The organism is Bradyrhizobium sp. USDA 3364 (assembly GCF_054056355.1).
Genome location: NZ_JBSRYG010000002.1, coordinates 3753921 through 3777377 on the forward strand (window position 1 = coordinate 3753921; position 23457 = coordinate 3777377).

General features: G+C 65.2%; 29 protein-coding genes and 1 tRNA gene. 15 read left to right on the forward strand and 15 right to left on the reverse strand.

The features are described from left to right. Positions 1 to 120: 120 nt before the first annotated feature. Both ACVILL_RS17650 and ACVILL_RS17655 read right to left on the reverse strand, forming a co-directional pair. Positions 121 to 576 carry a DUF3788 domain-containing protein gene (locus ACVILL_RS17650; RefSeq protein WP_456730216.1) on the reverse strand — a complete coding sequence of 152 codons (456 nt, stop codon included), beginning with the start codon at positions 574 to 576 and terminating at the stop codon, positions 121 to 123. Between the two features lie 808 nt (positions 577 to 1384). Then, a tRNA-Leu gene (locus ACVILL_RS17655) sits at positions 1385 to 1469 on the reverse strand. A 92-nt stretch (positions 1470 to 1561) separates the two neighbouring features. Between ACVILL_RS17655 and ACVILL_RS17660 the strand changes: the two genes are divergently transcribed. Together ACVILL_RS17660 and ACVILL_RS17665 are read left to right on the forward strand one after the other, a co-directional pair. After that, positions 1562 to 1750 carry a hypothetical protein gene (locus ACVILL_RS17660; protein WP_456730217.1) on the forward strand — a complete coding sequence of 63 codons (189 nt, stop codon included), beginning with the start codon at positions 1562 to 1564 and terminating at the stop codon, positions 1748 to 1750. Positions 1751 to 1857: 107 nt separating this feature from the next. Continuing rightward, entirely contained in the window at positions 1858 to 2430 is a 573-nt protein-coding gene (locus ACVILL_RS17665) for a disulfide bond formation protein B (RefSeq protein WP_456730218.1), read from the forward strand. A gap of 171 nt (positions 2431 to 2601) precedes the next feature. On the opposite strand, the gene ACVILL_RS17670 is transcribed toward ACVILL_RS17665, so the two are convergent. Continuing rightward, positions 2602 to 3687, reverse strand: coding sequence for an AbrB family transcriptional regulator (locus ACVILL_RS17670; RefSeq protein ID WP_456730219.1), 1086 nt, complete (start codon positions 3685 to 3687; stop codon positions 2602 to 2604). Positions 3688 to 3852: 165 nt separating this feature from the next. Further along, positions 3853 to 4146 (reverse strand): PsiF family protein, encoded by a 294-nt coding sequence (locus ACVILL_RS17675; protein WP_456730220.1) that lies wholly within the window; start codon positions 4144 to 4146, stop codon positions 3853 to 3855. Between the two features lie 179 nt (positions 4147 to 4325). Between ACVILL_RS17675 and ACVILL_RS17680 the strand changes: the two genes are divergently transcribed. Continuing rightward, on the forward strand, positions 4326 to 4817 hold the full coding sequence (locus ACVILL_RS17680) for a hypothetical protein (protein WP_456730221.1): 492 nt from the start codon (positions 4326 to 4328) through the stop codon (positions 4815 to 4817). 50 nt (positions 4818 to 4867) lie between these two features. On the opposite strand, the gene ACVILL_RS17685 is transcribed toward ACVILL_RS17680, so the two are convergent. Beyond that, positions 4868 to 5425 carry a TetR/AcrR family transcriptional regulator gene (locus ACVILL_RS17685; protein ID WP_456730222.1) on the reverse strand — a complete coding sequence of 186 codons (558 nt, stop codon included), beginning with the start codon at positions 5423 to 5425 and terminating at the stop codon, positions 4868 to 4870. A gap of 178 nt (positions 5426 to 5603) precedes the next feature. Between ACVILL_RS17685 and ACVILL_RS17690 the strand changes: the two genes are divergently transcribed. From ACVILL_RS17690 to ACVILL_RS17715, 6 genes are all read left to right on the forward strand, one after another. Beyond that, positions 5604 to 6038 (forward strand): acyl-CoA thioesterase, encoded by a 435-nt coding sequence (locus tag ACVILL_RS17690; RefSeq protein WP_018269668.1) that lies wholly within the window; start codon positions 5604 to 5606, stop codon positions 6036 to 6038. 5 nt (positions 6039 to 6043) lie between these two features. Continuing rightward, positions 6044 to 6490 (forward strand): PaaI family thioesterase, encoded by a 447-nt coding sequence (locus ACVILL_RS17695; RefSeq protein ID WP_456730223.1) that lies wholly within the window; start codon positions 6044 to 6046, stop codon positions 6488 to 6490. A 222-nt stretch (positions 6491 to 6712) separates the two neighbouring features. Continuing rightward, positions 6713 to 7099 carry a CidA/LrgA family protein gene (locus ACVILL_RS17700; RefSeq protein WP_456730224.1) on the forward strand — a complete coding sequence of 129 codons (387 nt, stop codon included), beginning with the start codon at positions 6713 to 6715 and terminating at the stop codon, positions 7097 to 7099. Further along, positions 7096 to 7818 carry an LrgB family protein gene (locus ACVILL_RS17705; RefSeq protein WP_456730225.1) on the forward strand — a complete coding sequence of 241 codons (723 nt, stop codon included), beginning with the start codon at positions 7096 to 7098 and terminating at the stop codon, positions 7816 to 7818. Before ACVILL_RS17700 ends, ACVILL_RS17705 begins: the two co-directional genes overlap by 4 nt. A gap of 134 nt (positions 7819 to 7952) precedes the next feature. Then, positions 7953 to 8690, forward strand: a complete 738-nt coding sequence (locus tag ACVILL_RS17710; RefSeq protein ID WP_456734288.1) for a sulfite exporter TauE/SafE family protein — start codon at positions 7953 to 7955, stop codon at positions 8688 to 8690. 36 nt (positions 8691 to 8726) lie between these two features. Next, on the forward strand, positions 8727 to 9404 hold the full coding sequence (locus tag ACVILL_RS17715; protein ID WP_456730226.1) for a DsbA family protein: 678 nt from the start codon (positions 8727 to 8729) through the stop codon (positions 9402 to 9404). A 35-nt stretch (positions 9405 to 9439) separates the two neighbouring features. On the opposite strand, the gene ACVILL_RS17720 is transcribed toward ACVILL_RS17715, so the two are convergent. Then, positions 9440 to 10051, reverse strand: a complete 612-nt coding sequence (locus ACVILL_RS17720; protein WP_456730227.1) for a CGNR zinc finger domain-containing protein — start codon at positions 10049 to 10051, stop codon at positions 9440 to 9442. Between the two features lie 74 nt (positions 10052 to 10125). Here ACVILL_RS17720 and ACVILL_RS17725 point away from each other — a divergent pair, with 74 nt between their 5' ends. Both ACVILL_RS17725 and ACVILL_RS17730 read left to right on the forward strand, forming a co-directional pair. Then, on the forward strand, positions 10126 to 10803 hold the full coding sequence (locus ACVILL_RS17725; RefSeq protein ID WP_456730228.1) for an AzlC family ABC transporter permease: 678 nt from the start codon (positions 10126 to 10128) through the stop codon (positions 10801 to 10803). Next, positions 10796 to 11098: an AzlD domain-containing protein gene (locus ACVILL_RS17730; RefSeq protein ID WP_456730229.1), complete on the forward strand. Its 303-nt coding sequence runs from the start codon at positions 10796 to 10798 to the stop codon at positions 11096 to 11098. The genes ACVILL_RS17725 and ACVILL_RS17730 overlap by 8 nt, the downstream gene beginning before the upstream one ends. A gap of 9 nt (positions 11099 to 11107) precedes the next feature. Here the strand turns inward: ACVILL_RS17730 and ACVILL_RS17735 are convergent, their stop codons facing one another. Continuing rightward, complete coding sequence (locus tag ACVILL_RS17735) at positions 11108 to 11314, reverse strand: hypothetical protein (RefSeq protein ID WP_456730230.1); 207 nt, start codon at positions 11312 to 11314, stop codon at positions 11108 to 11110. Positions 11315 to 11376: 62 nt separating this feature from the next. Beyond that, complete coding sequence (locus tag ACVILL_RS17740) at positions 11377 to 12264, reverse strand: LysR family transcriptional regulator (protein WP_456734289.1); 888 nt, start codon at positions 12262 to 12264, stop codon at positions 11377 to 11379. Between the two features lie 119 nt (positions 12265 to 12383). Here ACVILL_RS17740 and ACVILL_RS17745 point away from each other — a divergent pair, with 119 nt between their 5' ends. Both ACVILL_RS17745 and ACVILL_RS17750 read left to right on the forward strand, forming a co-directional pair. Then, a complete protein-coding gene (locus tag ACVILL_RS17745) occupies positions 12384 to 13124 on the forward strand; it encodes an SDR family oxidoreductase (RefSeq protein WP_456730231.1) in 741 nt (246 codons plus the stop codon). A gap of 57 nt (positions 13125 to 13181) precedes the next feature. Further along, a complete protein-coding gene (locus ACVILL_RS17750; protein WP_456730232.1) occupies positions 13182 to 14081 on the forward strand; it encodes an SDR family oxidoreductase in 900 nt (299 codons plus the stop codon). A gap of 141 nt (positions 14082 to 14222) precedes the next feature. On the opposite strand, the gene ACVILL_RS17755 is transcribed toward ACVILL_RS17750, so the two are convergent. The 3 genes from ACVILL_RS17755 to ACVILL_RS17765 form a co-directional block, all read right to left on the reverse strand. Beyond that, positions 14223 to 15305, reverse strand: a complete 1083-nt coding sequence (locus ACVILL_RS17755) for a carboxylesterase family protein (protein WP_456730233.1) — start codon at positions 15303 to 15305, stop codon at positions 14223 to 14225. A 112-nt stretch (positions 15306 to 15417) separates the two neighbouring features. Continuing rightward, entirely contained in the window at positions 15418 to 16389 is a 972-nt protein-coding gene (locus tag ACVILL_RS17760; RefSeq protein ID WP_456730234.1) for a S1C family serine protease, read from the reverse strand. A gap of 145 nt (positions 16390 to 16534) precedes the next feature. Next, positions 16535 to 18055: an AMP-binding protein gene (locus ACVILL_RS17765; RefSeq protein ID WP_456730235.1), complete on the reverse strand. Its 1521-nt coding sequence runs from the start codon at positions 18053 to 18055 to the stop codon at positions 16535 to 16537. A gap of 321 nt (positions 18056 to 18376) precedes the next feature. Here ACVILL_RS17765 and ACVILL_RS17770 point away from each other — a divergent pair, with 321 nt between their 5' ends. Next, positions 18377 to 18697 (forward strand): PilZ domain-containing protein, encoded by a 321-nt coding sequence (locus tag ACVILL_RS17770; protein ID WP_456730236.1) that lies wholly within the window; start codon positions 18377 to 18379, stop codon positions 18695 to 18697. A 57-nt stretch (positions 18698 to 18754) separates the two neighbouring features. Here ACVILL_RS17770 and ACVILL_RS17775 read toward each other — a convergent pair whose 3' ends face one another. The 4 genes from ACVILL_RS17775 to ACVILL_RS17790 all read right to left on the reverse strand — a co-directional run bounded on the left by ACVILL_RS17775 (position 18755) and on the right by ACVILL_RS17790 (position 22353). Further along, positions 18755 to 20341 (reverse strand): hypothetical protein, encoded by a 1587-nt coding sequence (locus ACVILL_RS17775; protein ID WP_456730237.1) that lies wholly within the window; start codon positions 20339 to 20341, stop codon positions 18755 to 18757. A 6-nt stretch (positions 20342 to 20347) separates the two neighbouring features. Beyond that, positions 20348 to 20635 (reverse strand): hypothetical protein, encoded by a 288-nt coding sequence (locus ACVILL_RS17780; protein ID WP_456730238.1) that lies wholly within the window; start codon positions 20633 to 20635, stop codon positions 20348 to 20350. Positions 20636 to 20970: 335 nt separating this feature from the next. Further along, positions 20971 to 21240, reverse strand: coding sequence for a hypothetical protein (locus ACVILL_RS17785; RefSeq protein WP_456730239.1), 270 nt, complete (start codon positions 21238 to 21240; stop codon positions 20971 to 20973). 219 nt (positions 21241 to 21459) lie between these two features. Then, positions 21460 to 22353 (reverse strand): LysR family transcriptional regulator, encoded by an 894-nt coding sequence (locus ACVILL_RS17790; protein ID WP_456730240.1) that lies wholly within the window; start codon positions 22351 to 22353, stop codon positions 21460 to 21462. A gap of 109 nt (positions 22354 to 22462) precedes the next feature. On the opposite strand from ACVILL_RS17790, the gene ACVILL_RS17795 reads away from it, so the two are divergent. Then, the gene (locus tag ACVILL_RS17795; protein ID WP_456730241.1) at positions 22463 to 23455 is read left to right on the forward strand and encodes an aldo/keto reductase; all 993 of its coding nucleotides are present in this window, start codon (positions 22463 to 22465) and stop codon (positions 23453 to 23455) included. Positions 23456 to 23457: the final 2 nt, after the last annotated feature.

Sequence of the window (23457 nt, forward strand, 5' to 3'; positions counted from 1 at the left end):
TGTATGGTGTCTATAGCAACGGGGAATGCAGCCGCGACGCACCGGCACGAGCGGTGCAGCATTCCACTTCGCTTCCGAAAGTCGCCGATTCGGTCGCGAAACCTAAGATTTCCGCGACATTCAACGGCGCGATTGTGGAGGGCGCTTCATAGTCAAAAGCTCCGTCACATCATGCCGATCATCTGCGGATGAGATCGCAACTGTTAGGAATTTCCCGTCTGGGTATGTTTTGGCTTCATCATAAAGCTTGATCAACTGCGAGCGCCACACATAATGCCGCTCTTCAAATTTTTCTCGTTCCGCTTTCCCCAAGACCACCACGGCCGAAAACCGCTTGTATTCCGGCAGGAGGGTGCAGAACGCCTTTGTCTTCTTGTAGCGCAGCGACCAGCCGCGTTTCTTGCCGCCATAGAGCCATTCCGGTGCGAAAATGCCGGGGTAGAATTTCTCGATCCAGTTCTGCAGGTGGGTCCAATGCTTGAACGCACCCGGTCCGATCCAGCCGCGGACAATGCTGTCATCGGGCGAGGCTGATTTGTCGGTGATCCTGTCGCCGACCTGGGGGGACTGTTCCATTCCTTTCCTTTCCTTTCACTACGACTTAGCGGCTCTCCCTTGAGCTTCCGCGCAAATTGCGTTGCCATGTTCCTGAGGATTGAACTTGTGTTGCGCCTGATATTTCTTCCGTGGCGGAATCGGAAGTTCCTCTCTCCGCCATTGGCGCATGGGCCAGCTACCCGTCAACGCGGGAATCTTGCGTGCGGATTTGCGGACACGTATTCGGGACTTGTTGTCCATTCCTTCAGGACGAGACAGCGCTTGTCGACAAGCGATTGTGGTCTGTCCAGCGCGTCGTGAGCGACAAGCATTGCTTAGCTTGCCGAGGTGCCGACGGTTGCACCGCAGTTCGCTCCCCGGCTGGATCTTAGTTGGGATGGTGCTGCATTAGCTTGCTCCTGCCGGGTCTGAAGCATCCTGGCAGGCACCGCGAGAACGCCATAGCGCGCGTCTCGGACGCCGACACCGACTTCGCGGAAATTGCGAGCGGAGGAAGTCTGCCTGCGCTCGACGCGCCTTTGTCGAATTTCGGTCGGGCGGGGCGGCAGTCAACTTGGGTTAGCGCGCGCCATCGTTCTTGCGCGCCTTCTGCTCAAATCCATTGTTCCGGAATGGCGAACTCGCCGTGAACGCTTGTCTCTCCGGCACCAAACAAAACGGATGGCGGCAGTTGCACACACGGAGTGATGTACGCAAAATGTACTCGGATTCCGGTTTGCCACTGCGAAATTTTACTCGTGTTTTCACACGCGCCGCGAAAATTTCCCTGAAAACAAGACGGATCGAATTTTTGTATTAAGTAATTGTTTTTTCTTGTATTTTTCGCTGGTGCCCCTGGCCGGAATCGAACCAGCACTCCTTGCGGAACTCGATTTTGAGTCGAGCGCGTCTACCAGTTCCGCCACAGGGGCATTCGCGATGATCTCGGCCGGGATACGGCCGGGGTCGCGAAGCGCGGCGGACTATAGCGGGCGGTCCGGCACGGTCAACCCGCGCGGACGGGATGTCCCGCGCTCCGGCAGCCAATTTTCGCAAGGCGCGTGCCGCGGGGGAGACGCAAGGCGATCCGTCCCATCTCTGGCACGAACGCAGGCTGCTCAACCCGATCGTTTTCTTTTCCGATGAGTTGCAGGCAGAGATGACCCGGTGGGGTCTGCGCGTGCCCGCGCATCATCGGCTGAACGCGATTTGACCGCGGCGGGCGGTCCGTCACGGTCGACCCGCGCGGATGTGATTGTCCCGTGCCTCGACAGCGGTATTTTCGCGCGATACCACCCGGATCGAGCATGGAGCGGGGGCATGACCTTTCGTGATGATGCTCGCAGGAGGACCGCCGTGACGACCGCCACCGCCCATCCGTCGCATGCTTCCGCCATTGGCAATCCGGCGCTGACCTCGGCCCTGGCGATCGCCGTGATCGCAGCAGTGACCTTGGCCGGCGCCTGGTTCTTCCAGCTCGTGCTGGAGGTCATGCCCTGTCCGCTCTGCCTCGAGCAGCGCTATGCGTATTATCTCGCGGTCCCGCTCGGCGTCGTCGTGGCGCTTGCGGCCGCCCGCGGCGCGGCGCGCCCGGTGCTGCTCGCGGGACTCTTGATCCTCGGTCTCGCCGCGCTCGCCAATGCCGGCCTCGGCGCCTATCACGCCGGCGTCGAATGGGGCTTTTGGCCCGGGCCGACCGATTGCACCGGCCCGCTGGTGGATTTCGGCAAGGCCGGCTCGCTGCTGGACCAGCTCGACAAGGTCAAGGTGGTCCGCTGCGACGAGGTGCAGTGGCGCTTCCTCGGCATTTCGCTTGCCGGCTACAACGTGCTGATCTCGCTGCTGATGGCCGCGATCGCCGGCTGGGGTGTGGTGCGGGCAGCGAAGGCCTGAGGTCAAAAGGCACGGCTTCCCGTGATCCGTCATGCTGAGGAGGCCGCATAGCGGCCGTCTCGAAGCATGCACCGCCACCGACAGGGCCGTTCATCCTTCGAGGCTCGCTTCGCGAGCACCTCCAGCGACAACGGCGAAGCCGTTGCGCTGGGATGACGGGACCGAGAGCACCTAATCGTCGACATCGTCCTGCGGCCGTCCGAACAGATGGATGATGCCCGGCGTCGAGATGGTGACGAACAAAAACCGTGACAGGTGATGCGCGCCGACGAAGATCGGGTCGATGTGCAGCGTCAGCGCCAGTGCCAGCATTGCGTCCATCGCGCCGGGCGCGAAGGCGACCACGACGTCGGCGAGCCGCACTTGGGTGGTGAAGGCGATCACCGCGACGAACACGGCGGAGATTGCGATCGCGATTGCAAACGAGCCGAGCCCGGCATTGACGTGGCTGAGCAGGGTCGACGTCTTCATCCGCGCGAAGCGGGTGCCGATAATGGCGCCGATGCCGACCAGCGCGATATTGCGGAGCCAGGGCGGCAGGCCGCCATCGATCAGGCCGGAGCCGTGCAGCAGGCTGGAGGCGAGCATCGCGCCGAACATCCAGCTTGCGGGGAATTTGATCCAGCGCAGCAGCAGCGAGACGCCTATCGATGCGGCGACCAGGGCGATCAGGCCGAACGGCGAGGCGACCGTCGTCGGCAAGGGCGGCGGTGCGGCACGCGTCACCCCGGTCAGCGCCAGCACCAGCGGCAGCGCCGCGGTCAGGATGATGACGCGCATGGTCTGCACCACGGCGATCGCCGCGACGTCGGCGCCCTTCTCCGCGGCGAGGATCGTGATCTGCGAAAGCGCGCCGGGGCTGCCGGCGAGGAAGGCCGAGGTCTGGTCCCAGCCATGCACGCGCTGCAGATAAAGGCTGGAGCCGAAGGTCGAGCAGAACGTCGCCAGCGCCAGCAGGCCGATGGTGAGCGGATAGGAGCTCATGTGCTGCAGCAATTGCTGCGACATCAGCGAGCCCAGGGAGATGCCGAGCAACAGCAGCACCGATTGCGTCAGCACCGGCGGCACCGCGAGCGGCCGTCCGGCAAGTGCTGCGATCCCGACCGCGGTCATCGCCCCCGAGATCAGCCCGCCCGGCAATCCTGCCCAGAAAAACAGCAGGCCGCCGCCGGCGCCGATGACGAGCGTCTCGAGCCCGTTCAGGACCTTGCTGCGGTCGGGAATGGCCAGTGCCATCGAAGCGCGGATCTGAGTCACGCCGCCTTATGGCAAATTCGTACCCGCGGGACAATTGCAACCGCGCGGTGCAGCAATGCGCCGCCGGCAGATTTATGACGGCAACAAGAACGCGGGAACGTGCGTAGCGCACGCGCTGCTCGAGCCGCAAATGGCGAGAGCAGCGCGCTTACTTTCTGAGATTTATTACTTGGTCGCCGGGGCGGCGGCCGGCACTGCCGACTTGTCGCCGGCTTCCTTGATGCACGCCTTGCGGAATTTCTTGCGCTCCTTGCCCTTCAGGCCCTTCTCGTCGGCCTGCTTCGAGCAATCCAGCGAGGCGGCGCTGCGCGGCTTGGCTTCCTTCGGCGCCTTGGTCTGGGTCGTGGCCGCGGGAGCGGCGTCCTTGGCGGCGGGCGCGGCGGTTTGCGCGAAAGCTCCGCCCATCAGCAGCAGGGAGGCAACGGCGGTTGCGGTCGCGAGCGAGGAAATTGTCTTCATGGGGCACCTCGTGAGGGAAGGAGGCCGAAACGTTGCGCGGCGATGCTGAACCGCGGATGAACATGCGGAGGTCCTGCCGCCACAATATTTTCACATGCAGGCGCGTCCGCACGTTGTTGCAAGTCGGGGTTGCGCTAGGATAATGATCTTAAGTTAATGCCCCCCAAGGGAGACCAGGGATGACCATTCAGACCAGATTGTTGTGTGTGATTGCGGTGTCGGGCTTTGCAGCCTTTGCGGCGAGCGCGCCGGCGCAGGCCCTGACCGCGCAGGAATGCAGCGCCAAGTACCAGGCGGCCAAGTCGGCCGGCACCCTCAACGGCCAGAAGTGGAATGATTTCCGCAAGGCGCAATGCGGTGCCGACGCGACGCCGGCTGCGGCGCCTGCCGCTCCGCCGCCCGCTGCTGCTGCGCCCGCGCCGGCCGCGCCGAAGGAAGCCAAGCAAGCGCCCGCTGCGGCGCCCGCCGCGCCGGCCGCCACTGGCAACGCCGTCTTCCCGAACGCGGTCGATCCCAAATACGCCAAGGAGTCCGAAGGCAAGCAGCGCATGCACACCTGCGTCGACCAGTACAATGCCAACAAGACCACCGGCGGCAATGGCGGCCTGAAGTGGATCCAGAAGGGCGGCGGCTATTACAGCGAATGCAACAAGCGCCTGAAGGGCGCCTGAGTTCTTTGCTACGCGTTTTCGGGAGCGGCCGGCGCAAGCCGGCCGCTTTTCTATTGGCCGTCAGCCAGCAGCTTGTCCGCCGATTGCGCCAGCAGTTGCGCGCGCTTGCGCGGGCCGCGTTCGAGAAACAAGAGGCTCTGGCCGAAGATGAAGCAGTAGAACAGGAAGGCCTGCGCATCGGCCTCCTCGGCCGGCAGCCCGGTGGCGCGATAGAGCTGGCCGACCTGCTTCAGCCGGGCAGCATCGACGCTGGCGGCAGCCGCCGCAGCAGCCTCGTCGGTGCGCGCCCATTGCCGGATCGCGAGCTCGACCGCCATCGCCTCGGCGTTCATGCGCTCCGAATAAAGCGTGATGATCGCCTTCAGCCGCTCGCGCGCGCTGGCGCCGTCGAGCGCGGTCTGCTTCTCGATCGACGCGATGCGGCCGTCGCGCCAGCGCTTCAGCATGGCCTCGAGCAGCGCGGCGCGATCCCTGAAGCGGCGGTAGAACCCGCCCTTGGTGACGCCGAGATTCTTCGCCAGCACCTCGACCCGCACGCCGTCGATGCCGCTATGCGCGAGTTCCGCGAAGCCGGCCGCAACCCAGACATCGCCCTTGCTTTCAGTCATGTGATCTCCGCGTACCGCACTGCGCGATGACACCGTCACCGCGCATAATCTCTTGTTTGAGCGTGGTCTTATCGGAAAACGGCTTCGCACTTTTCCGGACCATGCTCTGATACGGTACCGTATTGCTAGCCCGCTTCGCCAGTGATACGCTACCGTATCAAAATCAAGGAGGAGCAGAATGGAGGGCGAGGCGACCTATCGCGGTACGGTCTATCCCTGGCACTGCGACCACATCGGCCACATGAACGTCATGTGGTATGTCGGCAAGTTCGACGAGGCGAGCTGGAACATGTTCGCGCGGCTCGGCCTGACGCCGAGCTATCTGCGCGAGTCCGGCCGCGGCATGGCCGCCGTGCAGCAGAACATCTCCTACAAGCGCGAGCTGCTCGCCGGCGACCTCGTCGAGGTCAAGAGCCGGCTGGTCGAGTTCCGCGACAAGTCGATTCGCATCCTGCACGAGATGCGCAACGCCGAGACCGGCGAGATCGCCGCGACCTGCGAGATCGCGGCCGTGCATATCGATCGTGCCGCGCGCAAGGCGGCGCCGTTTGCGCCGGCGATCCGCTACGCGGCGATGCCGCATCTGGTCCCGTCAGAACCCGTGAGCGCGTGACCGCCATGCCCCGTTTCGAACCGAAGAACCCCGATTACCGCGCAGTCGCGGCCGAGACGTTCGCGCGCCAGCGCGCGATGCAGACGCTTCGCATCTCGATCGCGCGGATGGAGCCGGGCGAGGTCGATCTCGCGATGCCCTACGCACCGGAGTTCTGCCAGCAGAACGGATTCGTGCATGCCGGCGTCATCACCGCGGGGCTCGACAATGCCTGCGGGATCGCCGCCTTCACGCTGATGCCCGCAGGTTCCGACATTCTCACCGTGGAGTTCAAGACCAACTTGCTGGCGCCGGCGCGCGGCGAGCGGTTCGTGTTCCGCGGCGTCGTGGTCAAGCCCGGCCGCACGCTGACCGTCTGCGACGGTCACGCCTATGCCGTGCAGGACGGCGTCGAAACCCTGGTCGCGACCATGAGCGGCACGCTGATGGCGCTGCAGCGGCGGGAGGGGTAGCTCACCCCCAGAATGCAACGCCGTCATTGCGAGGAGCGATGGCGACGAAGCAATCCATGTCTCCCCTTGCGGAACTATGGATTGCTTCGCTGAGCCTGTCATCGGGCGGCGCTTTGCGCCGACCCGTTGGTTCGCAATGACGCGACTATGTGCAGACCGGCGCATTGACAATCCACCATCGCAGCAACCTGATAGGCGCATGTATCGCGTGAGCGCCCTGTCATGATCGCCAGCCTCAGCCTGATCCTGCTCTGTCAGCTCGTTGGCGAGGTTGCCGTGCGCGCGCTCGCCGTGCCGGTGCCGGGTCCGGTGGTCGGCCTCGTGCTCCTGCTGTTGCTGCTGTTGGCGCGCGACCGATATCCTGCGCTCGCGCGCGGGCCGCTCGGCAATGACGGCGTCGAGAGCGCCAGCCGCGGCATGCTCGCCAATCTCTCGCTGCTGTTCGTTCCGGCCGGCGTCGGCGTGGTGCAGAAGCTCGACCTGCTCGCCGAGCACGGCATCGCGATCCTGGTGATCCTCGCGGTCTCGGTCATCGTCACGCTACTGGCGACGGTCGCGACCTTCGTGGCAGCGAGCAGCCTGTTGTCGCGCGAGGATGAGACGACGTGAGCGACCATCCGTTCTCGCTCTGGGTCTATCTCTCGCAATCGCCGCTGCTCTGGCTGACGGTGACGCTCCTGACCTATGCGGTGACCGATGCGGTGTCGCTGCAGACCCGGCGGCATCCGCTGGCCAATCCCGTGCTGCATTCGCTCTGGATCATCGGCCTGTTCCTGCTGCTGACCGACACCTCCTACACCACGTATTTTGTCGGCGCGCAGTTCGTGCACTTCCTGCTCGGGCCGGCGACGGTGGCGCTTGCGGTGCCGCTCTACGAGAACCGCCGGCGGGTTGCGGCCGCGGTGCTGCCGATGCTGGTTGCGCTCGCGGTCGGCTCGCTGACGGCGATCGTCTCGGTGGTGCTGCTGGCGCAGGCTTTCGGCCTGCCGCGCAACGTCATCCTGTCGCTGGCGCCGAAATCGGTCACCGCCGGCGTCGCCATGGGCATCAGCGAGTCTCTGCACGCGGATCCCTCGCTGACGGCGGTGTCCGTGATCCTCACCGGCATCATGGGTGCGATCATCGTCACACCGCTGATGAACTTCACCGGCATCACCGACTTCCGCGGCCGCGGCTTTGCCGCCGGCATCGCCGCGCATGGCATCGGCACGGCGCGTGCCTTCCAGGTCGACGAGGTCGCAGGCGTCTTTGCCGGCATCGCGATGAGCCTGAACGCGCTCGTCACCTCGCTGCTGGTGCCGCTGGCCGTGACATATTTGCTGCGCTGACGCCGGTTGCAGGGCAGTTTTGTGCTATTGGTATGGCACGGAATAGCAAATCCTTCTAGGGTGCGGCCGCAAACGCGAGTCTGTTCCCCTTGGTCTTCTCCGCAACTCAGAGCGTGCTTGGACTGGCATCCGGCATGCTGGTCGGCTTTTCGCTGGGCCTGGTCGGCGGCGGCGGGTCGATCCTGGCTGTGCCGCTGATGGTCTATGTGGTCGGCGTGCCCGAGCCGCATGTCGCGATCGGCACCTCGGCGATCGCGGTCGCTGCCAACGCCGCGATCAACCTCTCCAACCACGCCCGCGGCGGCACCGTGGTCTGGTCCTGCGCGCTGGTGTTCGCGCTGTCGGGCATGCTGGGTGCATTCGGCGGCTCGATCCTCGGCAAGATGCTGGAGGGGCAGAAGCTGCTCGCCCTATTCTCGCTGGTCATGCTTGTCATCGCGAGTCTGATGCTGAAGACCCGCGCCCGCGCCGGCCTGACCGACGTCAAGATCTCCAGGGACAACACGCCGGCGATCATCGGCCTCGGGCTCGCGACGGGAACCATGTCGGGCTTTTTCGGCATCGGCGGCGGCTTCCTGATCGTGCCGGCCCTGATGCTGGCGACCGGGATGCCGATCATGAACGCGGTCAGTTCCTCGCTGGTGGCCGTCACCGTCTTCGGCATGACGACGGCCCTGAGCTATGCGTGGTCAGGGCTGGTGTCGTGGGGACTGGCGGGGCTATTCGTCGCGGGCGGCATCGCGGGTGGCCTTTTGGGCACACGCAGCGCCCGGCACCTGTCGGAACGGCGCGGCGCGCTCAATATCGTGTTCGCGACCGTGATTATTGTCGTGGCGATCTATATGCTGCTGCGTAACATCAATGTGTCCTGAACGTAGAAGGGCGAGCAGCCCTTGCGAAAGCCAGCCATGAACCACCTGACGAAATCGCCCCTGATCAACGCACGCGCCACCCGCCGTGATGCGCTCGGCTTGTTCGGCGCCGGCATCGCGCTCCTGGCCGCGGGAGGCGCGCGCGCCGAGGACGACAACGTTCTGACCGAGGGCCAGGTGCTGCGCGATCCGGATATTCCGGTGATCGGCAATGCCAAGGGCGACATCACGATCGTCGAATGGTTCGACTACAATTGCCCCTATTGCCGCAAGCTCGCGCCGGAACTCCGCCAGGTAGTGCAGGACGACGGCAAGGTGCGCCTCGTGCTGAAGGACTGGCCGATCCTCGGGCCGGTCTCCAAGGTCGCGGCGCGGATGGCGCTGGCGGCGAAGTACCAAAACAAGTTCGAAGCCGCGCATGAGGCGATGATCTCGGTCAATTCGCGCATCAGCGAGCCGCGCATCGCCGAGCTGCTCTCGGGCGCCGGCCTCGACATGGACAGGCTGAAGAAGGATCTCGACACCAACGCCAAGGCGATCGACGCGATCCTTTCGCGCAACAACGAGCAGGCGCTGGCGTTCGGCTTCAACGGCACGCCGTCATTCATCGTCGGCAAGTATCGCGTGCCGGGCGTGCTCAGCATGGACCAGTTCGAGCAGGCGATCGCCGACGCCCGCAAGGCCAATATGGGCCGCAAGACCGAGCAGAACTAAGGTGCGCTACAGCGCGATGAGATCAGGTTGAATCGTCATCGCGCTTTGGACGGGCCCTTGCGCTTGGCATAGGCGCGCCGGGCGCGCTCGCGATTGCCGCATACTTCGCTCGAGCACCATCTGCGGGTCCGGTTCGGGCTCTCGTCGACGAAGAACCAGCCGCAGCCATCGGCCTCGCAGCATCCGATGCGCCTGGCGTCGTCGGACGCCAGCAGCGCCGTCAGCGACCACAGCACCGGCCATAGCGGCTCCGTCACGTCGTTGCCCGCCAGCGCATGGCGATAGCCGCGATCCTGCCGCACGAGGTCGGGCTGCCGCGGCGCCGCTGACAGCATCTGATTGACCAGACGAAGGTCCGCGCTGCGACCGCCGCGCAGCGCATCCGAGATGGTCCAGATGTCGCGGCGCAGGTCATGGGCCTTCTGCATCGCGGCCGCAGCCTCGCTGCTTGCCGCGCGCGCCTTCAGTTTTCGGATCGCGGCAAGCGGCAAGGTCCCGCGGCGTTCGCACCACGACAACAGCGCCGCGTAATCAGGGATCAGCTCCTGCGGATCGTCCGAAGTGCGCCAGTCCAGCGTGTTCGCGAAGTCAAGGCAGACCCGTCCACCGAAGAACTGCGTCGCTGCCCGCGTGGGATCTCTTGACATCACGGCCTCTCACAAAGTCTAATCTAATGGTCATGACCATTACAAGTGCGCGACTCCTCCCACGTACCCCAACGATGACCGCCGCCGGATTCCGGCGCGGCCTGGTCGCGGCGCTGCCCTTTCTGCTCAGCAACGGCGCCGCCGGCCTGGTGATGGGACTGACCTACAAGGGGCTTGGGCTCGGGGCGCCACACGCAATTCTGTTCAGCCTGCTGGTCTACTCCGCCACGGCACAAGCGATCACGCTGAGCATGTGGGCTCATCCGCTGCCGATCGTTGCCATGGTTGTCGCCTGCATTGCCACGAATTCGCGATACTTACTGATGGGCGCCCATCTGCGCCAGTTGTTTGGCGGACTGCCGCCCCGGAAGATGCTGCCGACCTTGTTTCTGCTGGCGGATGCGTCGTGGCTGATGACGAACTCAGACGCGGACCGCAACGGACCTGATGCAGGCTATCTGCTCGGATCGAGCCTCCCGATGGCGGTCGGCTGGGTTGGCGGCACCGCGCTCGCCTATGCCGCCCCGCTCGCGGCAAGCGAACCGCTCAGGCTCGCCGCCGCGTTGCTGCCGACGATGTTCATCGCGACCCTGCTGCCCAGCCAGTGGAGGAACGTGAGATCGCCCTGGCCGTGGCTGACCTCGGCCGTCGCAGCGCTGCTCGTTGCCCGCTTCGTGGATCCCGGATGGTCGATGCTGATTGGAGGCGGATGCGGCACGCTCGTGAGCATGATGGAGCGGACCGATGGATGACCTGCGAGTGCTCGGCGTCATCTGCATCCTCGGCGTCACGTGCTACGCGATGCGCGCCGGCGGATACGTCCTTGCCGCATCGATGCGCGATGACGGTATCGCCGCCCGGTTTCTGCGGCTTGCGCCCGGCAATCTGTTCATCGCATTCATTGTTGGCGGCTGCCTGTCAGGCGGGCCGGCAGGCCTCGTCGGGACCGTGGTCGCGCTCGTGACCATGGCGATCACGGCGAGGGAATGGGCCGCGCTGGGAGCCGGGTTCAGCGCGGCCTTGGGGGCGTCCGCTATCGGACTGTGATGTCAGCCGTTACTTCGACGCGATCTTGTCCCACTGCTCGCGGGTGCGCGTCTTCAGCAGGTTCCAGTCATGCGCCGCGACGTCCCAATTGACGATGGTGCGCGTATCCTGCGCCACCTCGCCATTGGCCGCGCTCGATGTTCGCATCGAATCGTAGACATAGACGCCGCATATCAGCAGCAGCGCGCCCAGAATCATGCCGAAAAACGTCCGCATCGCATATCCCTCCGGTATTACCAGGATAACGTCGTGGGGTTCGCTGTGGTTCCGGCGGCCGATCAACTGCGCGCGAACACGCGCATCACATAATCGATGAATACGCGCACGCGCGGTGAAAGCTGGCGATTGCGCGGATAGAGCAGGTTGACCGGCACCGAAGGCGGCGGGCATTGCTGCAGCACTGCAACGAGTGTTCCGTTTGCCAGATCCGTTTCAGCATGGAAACGCGGCACCTGCACGAGGCCGAGGCCGAGCTTGGCGCTCGCCAGATAACTTTCGGGTCCCGTCACCGACATCGGTGCGGGCAGCGGAAATTGCTTCACGGCACCGTCGATCACAAACTCCATCGGCCGCAGGCGGCCCGTCGTCAGCGAGCGAATGCCGATCATGCGATGGCCGTCGAGCGCGAACGGATCGGTTGGCGTGCCGAAGCGCGCGAAATAGTCCGGCGTGGCGCATGTCAACCGCTCCAGCATCGTCACCTGCCGCGCGATCATGTCGCTGTCGGGCAGCCGGCCGAAGCGCAGCACGCAGTCGACGCCTTCGCGGATCAGATCGATGAAGCGATCGCTCTCGCTCATGTTGATCTCGATGTCCGGGTACTCGGCGAAAAAACCCGGCAGGTTCGGCAGCAGGAAATGCCGCGCCAGCGTGCCCTGCACTTCGAGCCGCAACAGCCCCTTCGGCCGCGCGCCGCCGAACGCGCCCTCGGCGTCTTCGAGGTCCGAGATCAGCGACAGGCAGCGGCGGTAGTGCGCCTCGCCGTCGAGCGTCGGGCGCACCGTGCGCGTGGTGCGCTCGAGCAGCCGCACGCCGAGCCGCGTCTCCAACCCTTTCACTGCGTCAGTCACCGTCGAGCGCGGGAGGCCGAGATCGTCGGCGGCCAGCGAAAAGCTGCGCCGCTCGACCACCCGGGTGAACACGCGCATCGCGTCGAAACGGTCCATTATTATCCGATAGATGCGAATAGTGATGCCGGAAGATGCCTGATTATCCGGCAAACGCCAAGGCGTAGCGTCCTCCCATCGAACGCGGCTTGGCCGCCCAACCCGATGGGAGACTGAAAATGACCAACCAAACCAACAAGGTAGCTCTGGTGACGGGCGCCTCGCGCGGGATCGGCGCGGCGGTTGCGGAACGCCTCGCCAAGGACGGCTTCACCGTCGTCATCAACTACTCCGGCGACGTCAAGCCGGCCCAGGCGGTGGCCGACCGGATCGAGGCCGCCGGCGGCCGGGCGCTGACCGCAAAGGCCGATGTCAGCGATCCCAGTGCGGTGCGCGGCATGTTCGACGCGGCGGAAGCGGCGTTCGGCGGCGTCGATGTGCTGGTCAACAATGCCGGCATCATGAAGCTCGGCAAGATCGCCGACAGCGACGATGCGAGCTTCGACCAGCAGGTCGCGGTCAACCTGAAGGGCAGCTTCAACACCATGCGGGAGGCGGCGCGCCGGCTGCGCAACGGCGGGCGCATCGTCAACTTCTCGACCAGCGTCGTCGGCACCAAGCTCGAGACCTACGGCATCTATGTCGCGACCAAGGCGGCGATCGAATCGCTTACCGCGATCCTGTCCAAGGAATTGCGCGGCCGCGGCATCACCGTGAATGCGATCGCACCCGGTCCGACCGCGACCGACCTGTTCCTGCACGGCAAGTCGGACGAACTGATCGACCGCTTCGCCAAGATGGTGCCGCTGGAGCGGCTCGGCACGCCCGACGACGTCGCAGGCGCCGTGTCCTTCCTCGCCGGTCCGGACGGCTCCTGGATCAACGGCCAGACCCTGCGCGTCAATGGCGGCCTGGTCTGACGTCTTCGCGTCTTCACCACAACGATCGTTCAATCCGGCTTCAAAAGGATAAGTGTCATGAAACAGGTCATTGTCATCACCGGCGCGTCGAGCGGCTTCGGCCGCCTCACCGCCAACGCGCTCGCCAAGGCAGGCCACATTGTCTACGCCTCGATGCGCCACACAACCGGCCGCAACGCCGCCGCGGTCGCCGATATCGAGGAGTTCGCTCGCGACAACAATGTCGACCTGCGCTCGCTCGAACTCGATGTCGGCTCCCAGGCGTCGGTCGACAAGGCGATTGCGCAGATCGTCGCCGAGGAGGGCCGCCTCGACGTCGTCATGCACAATGCCGGCCACATGGTGTTCGGTCCGGCGGAGGCGTTCACGCCCGAACAGCTTGCCGAGCTCTACGACGTCAACGTGCTCTCCACCCAGCGCGTCAATCGCGCGGCCCTGCCGCAGCTGCGCAAGCAGGGCAGGGGACTCGTGGTCTGGGTGTCGAGCTCGAGTTCGGCCGGCGGCACGCCGCCCTATCTCGCACCCTATTTCGCGGCGAAGGCCGGCATGGACGCGATGGCCGTGATCTATGCCCGCGAGCTCACGCGCTGGGGCATCGAGACCTCGATCATCGTGCCCGGAGCCTTCACCGGCGGCACCAACCACTTCGCGCATTCCGGCCGTCCCGCCGACGAGGCCCGCGTCGCCGAATATGAAGCCGGTCCCTATGCCGGCTTCGGCGAGGAGATCATGAAGGCGTTTGCGGCGATCGTGCCCGAGGATGCCGATGCCTCGCTGGTCGCGGATGCGATCGTCGAGGTCGTCGACACGCCGTTCGGCAAGCGGCCGTTCCGCATCCACATCGATCCGACCCAGGACGGCGCCGAGGTTGCTTTCGGCGTGATCGACCGCGTCCGCAACGAGATGCTGCACCGGGTCGGCTTCGCAGACCTGCTCAAGCCGCGGGTGAACAAGTAACGAGGTAGATACTATCCACGTCATTGCGAGCGAAGCGAAACAATCCATCGCGCCGCAGGCGGAAACATGGATTGCTTCGTCGCTTCGCTCCTCGCAATGACGGGGATAGAGCCGTGTAACTCGGCGCCAACCGACGATGCTCTAAGCGCGGTCGGCCTGTTCATCATTCAGCCACTTCATGATCTCCGCGTTGATCTCGCGCGGATAGGTGTGGCTGAGATCGTCGATCTCGCGATAGACGACCCTGGCGCCGGCGGCCGACAGCAGGTCCTGGGTCTGCCGCGCGGTCTGCACCGGGAACATCCAGTCGAGCCGGCCGTGGGTGATGAAGATCGGAAGTCCGCGCAGCCGCTCCGCATCGGCCATTTCCGCCATCAGCGGATGGAAGGTCGCCGCGACCGGTGCCAGATGCGTGAAGCGCGAGGCGCCGTCGAGCCCGCTGACATAGCTGAACGTGCCGCCGTCGCTCATGCCGGTCAAAAGCATGCGCGTCTCGTCGATCTTCCAGCGCGCGCACACCTGGTCGAGAATGCGGTTGAGGTTCGGCGTATCGATGTCCTCGCCCATCAGCGCCCAGGTCTGGCCGGTCGCGGTCGGCGCCACCAGGATGGCGCCGCGGCTGCGCGCATCGCGCAGCCAGCTCCACAGGAAGCCGCGGCCATTGCCGCTGCCGCCGTGCAGCGCCATCACCAGCGGCCAGGCGCGATCCGGGGTATAATATTCCGGCACATACATCGAGAAGCCGCCGCGGCTGCCCGGCTCGTTGCGCTCATGGAAGATGCCGGTGTCGGCGTTGGGTGTGGCCGCGAGCTTCGCCTGCAATTCGGCATCCTCGCGCAAGTCGGGCGCGATGAAGAAGCCGCTGACCGGCGGCAGCTCGGTCAGCGGATAGAGCGCCTCCTGCGCCCGCGGCAGATAGCGCAGCGCGCGGAACACGCCGACCAGATCGCCTTCGCCGTTCTGCACGGCGCGCAGCCCCGCATAACCGGCCAGCGCCGGTTCGATCGCGGCTTCAAGCGCGGTCCTGATGTGCGCGAATTTCTCCGGCCAGTCGGCAAGCCGCGGCCGCACCGTCTGCAACGCCTCCTCGGGTTCGCCCGCGATCTGCATCACGCGGTCGAAGTCCGGCGGGTTGAGGTTGCGCGCGACAAAGGCGAGCGATTCCAGCGTCTGCAACAGCGGCGGCAGCACGGCCACGATGTCGTCAACCACGGCCTCGCTCATCGTTGCTGTCCTTCCTTGTCATTGGATCGGCGCTGTAGCCGTGCAAAAGCTGCGCCCCCTCTCCCGCAAGTGGGAGAGGTGAGACGAGACTGCCGCGAGAGCACGATATCATTCAGTGCAGCTGCGGCGCCTTCAACAGCTTCATGCGGTCGATCGAGGTCAACGTCACGTCGAAGGTGACGCCCTCGTGATAGACGGTCAGCGGCACGTCGACGCCGGCCGCGCCGAGCGACCAGAGCTTGCGGTAGAAGCCGGTCTGGCTCGTCACCTTGTCGCCGGCGACCGCGAGGATCACGTCGCCGGTCTTGAGCTCGGCGCGCGCCGCCGGTCCCTTGCTGGCGACGCCCACCACCACGAGGCGGTTATCGATCTCGGTCGTGTACATGCCGAGCCACGGCCGCGCCGGCCTGTCGACACGGCCGAACTTGCGCAGATCGCTCAGCACCGGGTTGAGCAGATCGATCGGCACGATCATGTTGACATGCTCGGCGCGGCCCGTGCGCTCGCGTTCGAGTTGCAGCGAGCCGATGCCGATCAGCTCACCGGCATTGTTGATCAGCCCGGTGCCGCCCCAGTTCGGATGCGACGGATGGGTGAAGATCGCCTCGTCGAGCAGATACTCCCAGTAGCCTGCGAATTCCTGCTTCGCAGCGATCTGGCACGCCACCGAGCGGGTGCGGCCGCCGGCGCCGGCGAGCACGACATTGTCGCCGACCTGCGTCGCGGCCGACTTTCCGATCGGCAGCGGATCGATATCGAGCTTGCCGAGCGCCTGCACCAGGCCGAAGCCGGATTCGAAATCGAAGCCGAGCGCGTGGCCCTCGACCGCACGGCCGTCGCCGAGATGCAGCCACACCGTGGCCGCTTCCGTGATCAGATAGCCGATCGTCAGCACCAGCCCGTCGTCGATCAGAACGCCGTAGCCGGCGCGCTCGGTGCCGAGCGTGTCGGCGCTGAAAGCGTCAGGGGGAATGATCGAATGCAGCCCGACCACACTCGTCAACGCGCGATCGAGATCGTAGCGGTAATCTTCGGGGCGGGGCTGAAAGGCCGCTGGCACTTTCGGTTCGGTCGTGGGGGGCATCTGGGATCTCCTGGCGTGCAGGGCGCGCTGGAACCTCAAGGTAATCTGAGGTTATGCCGGCAGGGAAGATGGAATGATATACCCTGCGCGGCGGCCTGCACAGCTCATCTGGCGTGCAGACCTGCCCCTCGCAAGATAGATGAATCTATTCGCTTTTTGTTGCCGCGGCGCGCGCCGGCATGATCCGGAAGGCGCGGTTGTCCTTGATCCAGGCGGCGCGTTCGTCGCGCAGCATGGTGCGGCGGACCTTTCCGGAATCATCGCGCGGCGCGGTGCCGACGCGTTCGAAGCTTTCCGGATGCTTGTAGCGGCTGAGCCGGTCCTTCAGGAAGTCGCCCATGCCGTCGGCGATCCCTTGTGCATCGGCATCGTCTGCGAGTTCGAGGATCGCATGCACGCGCTGGCCGAATTCCGGATCGGGCAATCCGACCACGACGCAGGAGCGCACCTCGGGATGTTCGCTGACCGCGGCCTCGACCTCGGCCGGATAGATGTTGGCGCCGCCGCGCAGCACCATGTCGGCGAGCCGGTCGCCGAGATAGAGATAGCCTTCCGCATCGAGCCGGCCGATATCGCCGAGCGATTCCCAGCCGTCGGGCCGCCGCTTCGGTGTTGCGCCGAGATAGTGATAGGTCGAGCCGGCGCCGTCATTGGGCAGGAAGTAGATCTCGCCGGTCTCGCCCGGCGCAACGTCGTTGCCGTCCTCGCCGATGACGCGCAAGCGCGCGGTCTCGCCGATCCTGCCGACCGAGCCCTTGTGCGCCATCCATTCGACGCCCGAGATCACGCAGGCGCCCTGCCGCTCGGTGCCGCCATAGAGCTCCCAGATCCGCTCCGGCCCGAGCCATTCGATCCACTTCTCCTTCAGCCATGGCGGCATCGGCGCTGCCATGTGAAAAACGATTCCCAGGCTGGAGACGTCGTAGCGGTTGCGCACCTCGTCGGGCAGCGCCCAGATCCGGTGCATCATGGTCGGCACGAAGTTGACCCATTGCACGCGCTCGCGCTCGATCAGACGCAGCGTCTCCTCGGCGTCGAACTTCACCATGCCGGTCACCCGTCCGCCGCCGAACAGCGCAAAATGCGAGAGGATGAACGGCGCGTTGTGATAGAGCGGCCCGGGATTGAGCAGCGAGGTGTCACGCGCAATGCCCAGCGTCGGCTCTGCCGTGGTTTCGATCACGGCGGGGTTGTGATCGAGGATCACCTTCGGCCGTCCGGTCGAGCCGCCGCTCGTCATCGCCTTCCAGTAACGCGCGATCGGGGCATCGAGCGGCTCCTCGGAAAATCCTTCCGGCACGAAATTCACCGGCAGCGAATTCGGCGCATTCCAGTCGGCCTCGCCGCCGACCACCAGCGACGGCTTGAGAATGTCGAGCACCGCGGCGGCCTCGCCGCGCGGCAGCCGCCACGACAGCGAGGTCGGCGTCGCGCCGCATTTCCACACCGCGAAAGTGGTCTCGAAGAACGCGTTGCTATTGGGCAGCCCGATCGCGACGAAGTCGCCGGGCTTGACGCCCTTGGCTTTGAAGGCGCGTGCCCGCGCGTTGGCGCGGCGCTCGAGCTCAAGCCAGGTCAGCGCATCCGCGCCGTGGCTGACGGCGATCGCGTCCGCGGGCTTGCGTTCGGCATACCAGCGCGGCACGTCGGCTATGGGGATCAGCATGGGTCGTTTCCGTCAGAGGGAGGCGGCTTGAAGCGCTCTTGTTGCAGGATGTGACCGGAGCCACGGTCGCCACTTCACCAACAGTGCGGCCGTCATGTCAAGCCGACGGCTGCCCATCTGGCCGGTATCCTGCTGATCGAGTTGTAGAATTCCTGTTTGCTAAAAGCCCCGTCAAGATTCCGGTAAAGTTCAAGCGATCGCGCTAAGCCGGACTTTACGGGGGGACGCCATTGTGGCCGGTGCGGTTATGTGCCGGGCGCGTCGATCGACCTGCGCGGTCTTGCAAGTTTTCAATGACCAATGTTTTCAAGGACGACGACGATGGCGAGCAATGGTGCACGGATCAAGGTCAGTCGCGAGCCGCGGCGCCAGCTCAACAATCGTGCGGCGTGGATCACGGTCGATGACGGCGCGACCGAGAACCCCTGCGCCGTGGTCGACATCTCGCCCGGCGGCGCCAAGATCACCACCGAGGTCGAGTTCGAAGTGAAGGACCGCCTCGCGCTGACGCTGCTCGCCGATCATGCCAAGCGTTATCCCTGCGAGGTGGTCTGGCGTCGCGGCAAGACCTACGGGCTCAAATTCGTGACGGCAGAGGCCAAGCCGGACGAACCGGCCGCGGAGCCGGCCGGCGCGGTGTAGCCGAAAGGCCCTGCCGTTCGGCGGCCCGTTCGATACGGCGCGACCGTACCCGGCGGTTCAGCGATCAACCCGATAGAGCTTTGCGAACTCGCCGTCATGGAGCGGCGAGAGCTTCTCGATCGTCTGAAATCCGGGCTTGGGGTCGATCAGCAGCACATAGTCGAAATTCGAGCGCCAGCCGACGAGGTAGCGCGCCCACCGCAGCGTTTCCGCCGAGAACGGTTCGTTGGCCAGCACCTGCCAGTCGACCGGCTCCGTCAGCGGGTGAGACATTCGATCGAACGGCGGAAGAATGGTCACCGGTTGCTGCGCCGGGTCGGCAAACAACAATGGCCAGAACGCCCTGCGTTCGACGGCGAGCAATGCCGGGAGGTGGTTGGTCAGCCGGTAGATGCCGGGCAGCGTGCGTCGCGCCGGAGGCGCCATTGTCCGCTCTCCCGACGAGCCCGTCGCGACCAGGACGCGCGCACCGGGCTCGACGCCGGTGATTGCCGCGCGCAGGTCGGCAAGGTCGTCCCGGCTGTCCATCCACGTCGCAGCGACATGGGCCGAGCGGACAAGAATCAAGGCCGCGACAGCAACGCCGAACATCATCGCCTCGCGCCGCGCGATGCGTGGCTGCACGCCCGCGAACAGCAGCAACGCGATCATGACCGCAGCCCGCAGATCGATGTAGGAACCTCCCTTCATCCGCAGGGGCGCGGCGATGTAGACGATTGCCAGCACGGCAATCGCAAGCCGCAGCCCCGGAGCAAATGCGAGATGACGACGCATGGCGACCAGCGCGACGATAACGATGACAGCGGTCACGATCGTCAGCTCGACGCTCGGTATCGTGAACGCGCTGAACAGCCGCATCAATTTGACGATCGCATGCCACGCGCCGAGCGACGTGGCGGCGTCGCCGAATGGACTGAGTCGATACAGCACGGCCGCCGGAGCGAGAGCGGCCAGGATCGGGATCGCGGCCTTCATAAAATCGCGCGCGGTGACCGTGCCCGACGACCAGCGTTGCCGCAATTCCGCTGCCTCTTCCGCACCGATCAGGAGGAATAGAAAGGCGAGTCCGAAGATGTGGGTGAAGAAGGTCGCGACCGCGGCGATCGCGCCGGCCAACGTCTTCCACCCGGAACGATTCCGCCGGCGCAGCGCGACCCATGCGGCCGCACCGATCAGCGCCAGCCCCAGCGAGAGCAGGAAGTTCATGAAGCCCATGAAGAAGGCTGCGTTGTAGGCGACCAGTCCCGACGCCAGCGGCCAATAGGAACGGCAGCCGAAAGCGACCCGATGGTACACGACCGCGCCGCCCACCGGCGCGAGCAGACTCAGTGCCAGCAATATTCGGCCGCCCGTGTGCGTATCGGTGATGCGCAGCAGCCCGGCCCCGATGACGTCCATGCCGAGATTGGGCAGGATCGTCCAATGCGGCGCATACATCTTCGAGAGGATCGGATCGTCCGGATGCGCCAGGATGAAGAACCGCGCGAGGTGATTTGGATAGTCCGTGAGCGGCGGCACGTCGATGACGAGAAGGGGAGCCAGCAGCACGATCGCAAGCACCACCGCGGTCGCCAGCCATGGCCAGGCCGCTTCGCGCATCAATTGAACGTCGCCGGCAGACGTCTTGGCCAGGGGCGCGTGCATCGGCGGCTATTCCAATTGGTCCGTTGGCGCGCAGTGAATTTGGAAGGCGCGACCATGCGCCCGCGCCTTGGTCGCAGGCAGCAGCGCAAACCAGGCGATGGCCATGATCACGTTCTGGACCCAGACGTCCGGGAACGTCTGAACGAACCGGATGCGAAATCCCCGCGCGGCGAGATAGGCTGCAGGCAGGACCGCGCAGATCGGGCCGAGCCCATTGCAATCGATCGCGACGTGCCGGAACCCGGAAGCATGAAAGATCGCCAACGCGCCGACCAGGAACAGCACGATCGGCACCCAGGGCACTGCACCGAGCGTTCGTCCGAGGTTGTGGTATTCTGTTACATTACCTGTGGTTGTCACGCGACCATGTCGCGTGCAGCCTGTTAATGTTCAGTTACACGTTGGAAGCGTTCGGTAACATACAACCTGTGGATTTGAAGAAATCAACCGTCAACCCCGCTTGTGCGGCGATATGCCGCCGATTGGCGCCTCTCAATAACGACCGTGATCGCGTTCCATCTGAAGGTTCCATCGCCACGAATCTGACCCATCGTCGAACGGTGCGCTCGGCGACGTCATCGCCGGGCGCGCACGAAGCAACGTCAGCTACTCACGGAACCGTGCACAGGTCAGCGCTTCGTCTGATTGTTGAGATTGCCGCTCGTACCCAGCTCACCGGGAGCGGCCGGCGCCGCACTGCCGGCACTGCTGCCGGACGACGGTGCAAAGCGTGTGCTGGCCTGGTTTGGAATCACGCTGCCGCCGACGCCGTTCGACGGGGCGGCACGGGCGCCCGGTTGCGGCGGCGGTGCGCTGCCTCCGGTGACCTGCGCGAGAAGCGGGACCGGCGCCAGCGCGAGCGCGGCCGCGAGGATGATGGCAATTCTGTTCTTGAGCATGTGCTGCTCCGAGATGGCATGGTGAGCTTGGCGGGATCCACAGCGAGCCCGCGAGATTACATCACCAATATAATGTCATCCGCGCTGGATGTGTTCCCGGAGCGCTCGGCCAGTGAAGCAAATGTCCGTGTGGTGCACCTCCACGACGATCACGGAGCTGCGCTGGGACAGTCTCAAGCGAGCGGTCCTTCGGCGCCCTCAGTGCGCTGCCGGTCACGGTCAGCTGCGATAGCGCAGCGCATCGACCAGCAGCGCGAAGGCCGGCGCGGATTGCCGCCGGCTTGGATAATAGAGGTGATAGCCGGGAAACGGCGCGCACCAGTCGTCGAGCACCTGGATCAATTGGCCCTTGGCGATCTGCGCGCGCACCTGATCCTCGGCGACATAGGCGAGCCCCAGGCCGGCCAGCGCCGCCTTGATCCGCAATGTGGCGCTATTGAATACCAATTGTCCGTCGACGCGGACCTTGAGCGGGCGGCCGCGCCGCTCGAATTCCCACGCATAGATGCCGCCATGCGTCGGCAGGCGGATGTTGATGCAGGCATGCTGCGTCAGGTCCTGCGGCCGTTTCGGGCGCTCGTGCCGCTTGAAGTAGGACGGGGCGCCGACCACGACCATGCGGAAATCCGGACCGATCCGCACCGCGATCATGTCCTTCGCAAGCTGTTCGCCGAGGCGAACGCCGGCATCGAAGCGCTCCGCGACAATGTTCGCGAGCCCGTTGTCGACGGTCAGCTCGACCTTGATGTCGGGATAGCGCGGCAGGAAATCCGCCAGCGCCGGCCACAGGATCGTCTCGGCGGCGTGCTCGCCGGCGTTGATGCGGATGGTGCCGGCGGGTTTCTCGCGCAAAGCGCTCAGCGCTGATATCTCGGCCTCGATCTCCTCGAAACGCGGGCCGATGCCCTCTAGCAGCCGTTCGCCGGCTGCGGTCGGCGCGACGCTGCGCGTGGTGCGGGTCAGCAGCCGCACACCGAGCCGCTCCTCCAGCGCGCGCATCGTGTGGCTGAGCGCCGATTGCGACACGCCGAGCTTTGCTGCGGCGCGCGTGAAGCTGCGGTCGCGCGCGACGGCGAGGAAGGCGATCAGGTCATTGACGTCATGCCGCGGCATTCATGAACCCTGCTCATAAGTCCATCCTGATTTCTACGTCTAATGGCCGGCGGTTGCACGCCTTAAATCCCGCAGCGACCAATTCCAGTTATCGATGCGGAGAGACATCATGCAGAAACGCAGACTAGGTAGCAGCAACCTCGACGTCTCGGCGATCGGCCTCGGCTGCATGGGCCTGAGCTTCGCCTACGGCCCGGCGCTCGAGAAGGCGCAGGGCATCGCCGTGCTCCGCGGCGCGGTCGAGCGCGGCGTCACTTTCTTCGACACCGCCGAGGTCTATGGCCCCTTCGTCAACGAGGAACTGGTCGGCGAGGCGCTGGCGCCGGTCCGCGACCAGGTCGTGATCGCCACCAAGTTCGGTTTCGACATCGGCACCATGGCCGAGCGGCACCGCTCGCTGAACAGCCGGCCCGAGCACATCAAGGCAGTCGCGGACGCCTCGCTGAAGCGGTTGAACATCGATGTGATCGATCTGTTCTATCAGCATCGGGTCGATCCCAATGTGCCGATCGAGGACGTCGCCGGCGCCGTGAAGGACCTGATTGCCGCCGGCAAGGTCCGCCATTTCGGCCTGTCGGAGGCCGGTGCGCAAACCATCCGCCGCGCCCACGCGGTGCAGAAGGTCACCGCCTTGCAGAGCGAATATTCGCTGTGGGAGCGCGGGGTAGAGGCGGAGATCCTGCCGCTGCTGGAAGAGCTCGGCATCGGCTTCGTGCCGTACAGCCCGCTCGGCCGCGGTTTTCTCACCGGTGCGATCAGCGCGTCCACGACATTCACAAGCGACGACTTCCGCAACCTCGTGCCGCGCTTCACGCCGGAGGCCCGCCGCGCCAACCAGGTGCTGGTCGATCAGCTCGGCAGCATCGCCGCGAGCAAGGGCGCGACGACGGCTCAGATCGGGCTGGCCTGGCTGCTGGCGCAGAAGCCGTGGATCGTGCCGATCCCCGGCACCACCAAGCTCAACCGGCTCGAGGAAAACATCGGCGCCGCGCGCGTCGAACTGACCGCCGCCGATCTCGCTGACATCGGCAAGGCGGTCGCCGCGGTCGAGGTACAGGGCGCGCGCTATCCGGAGCAATTGCTCGGGATGGTCGGGCGCTGAGG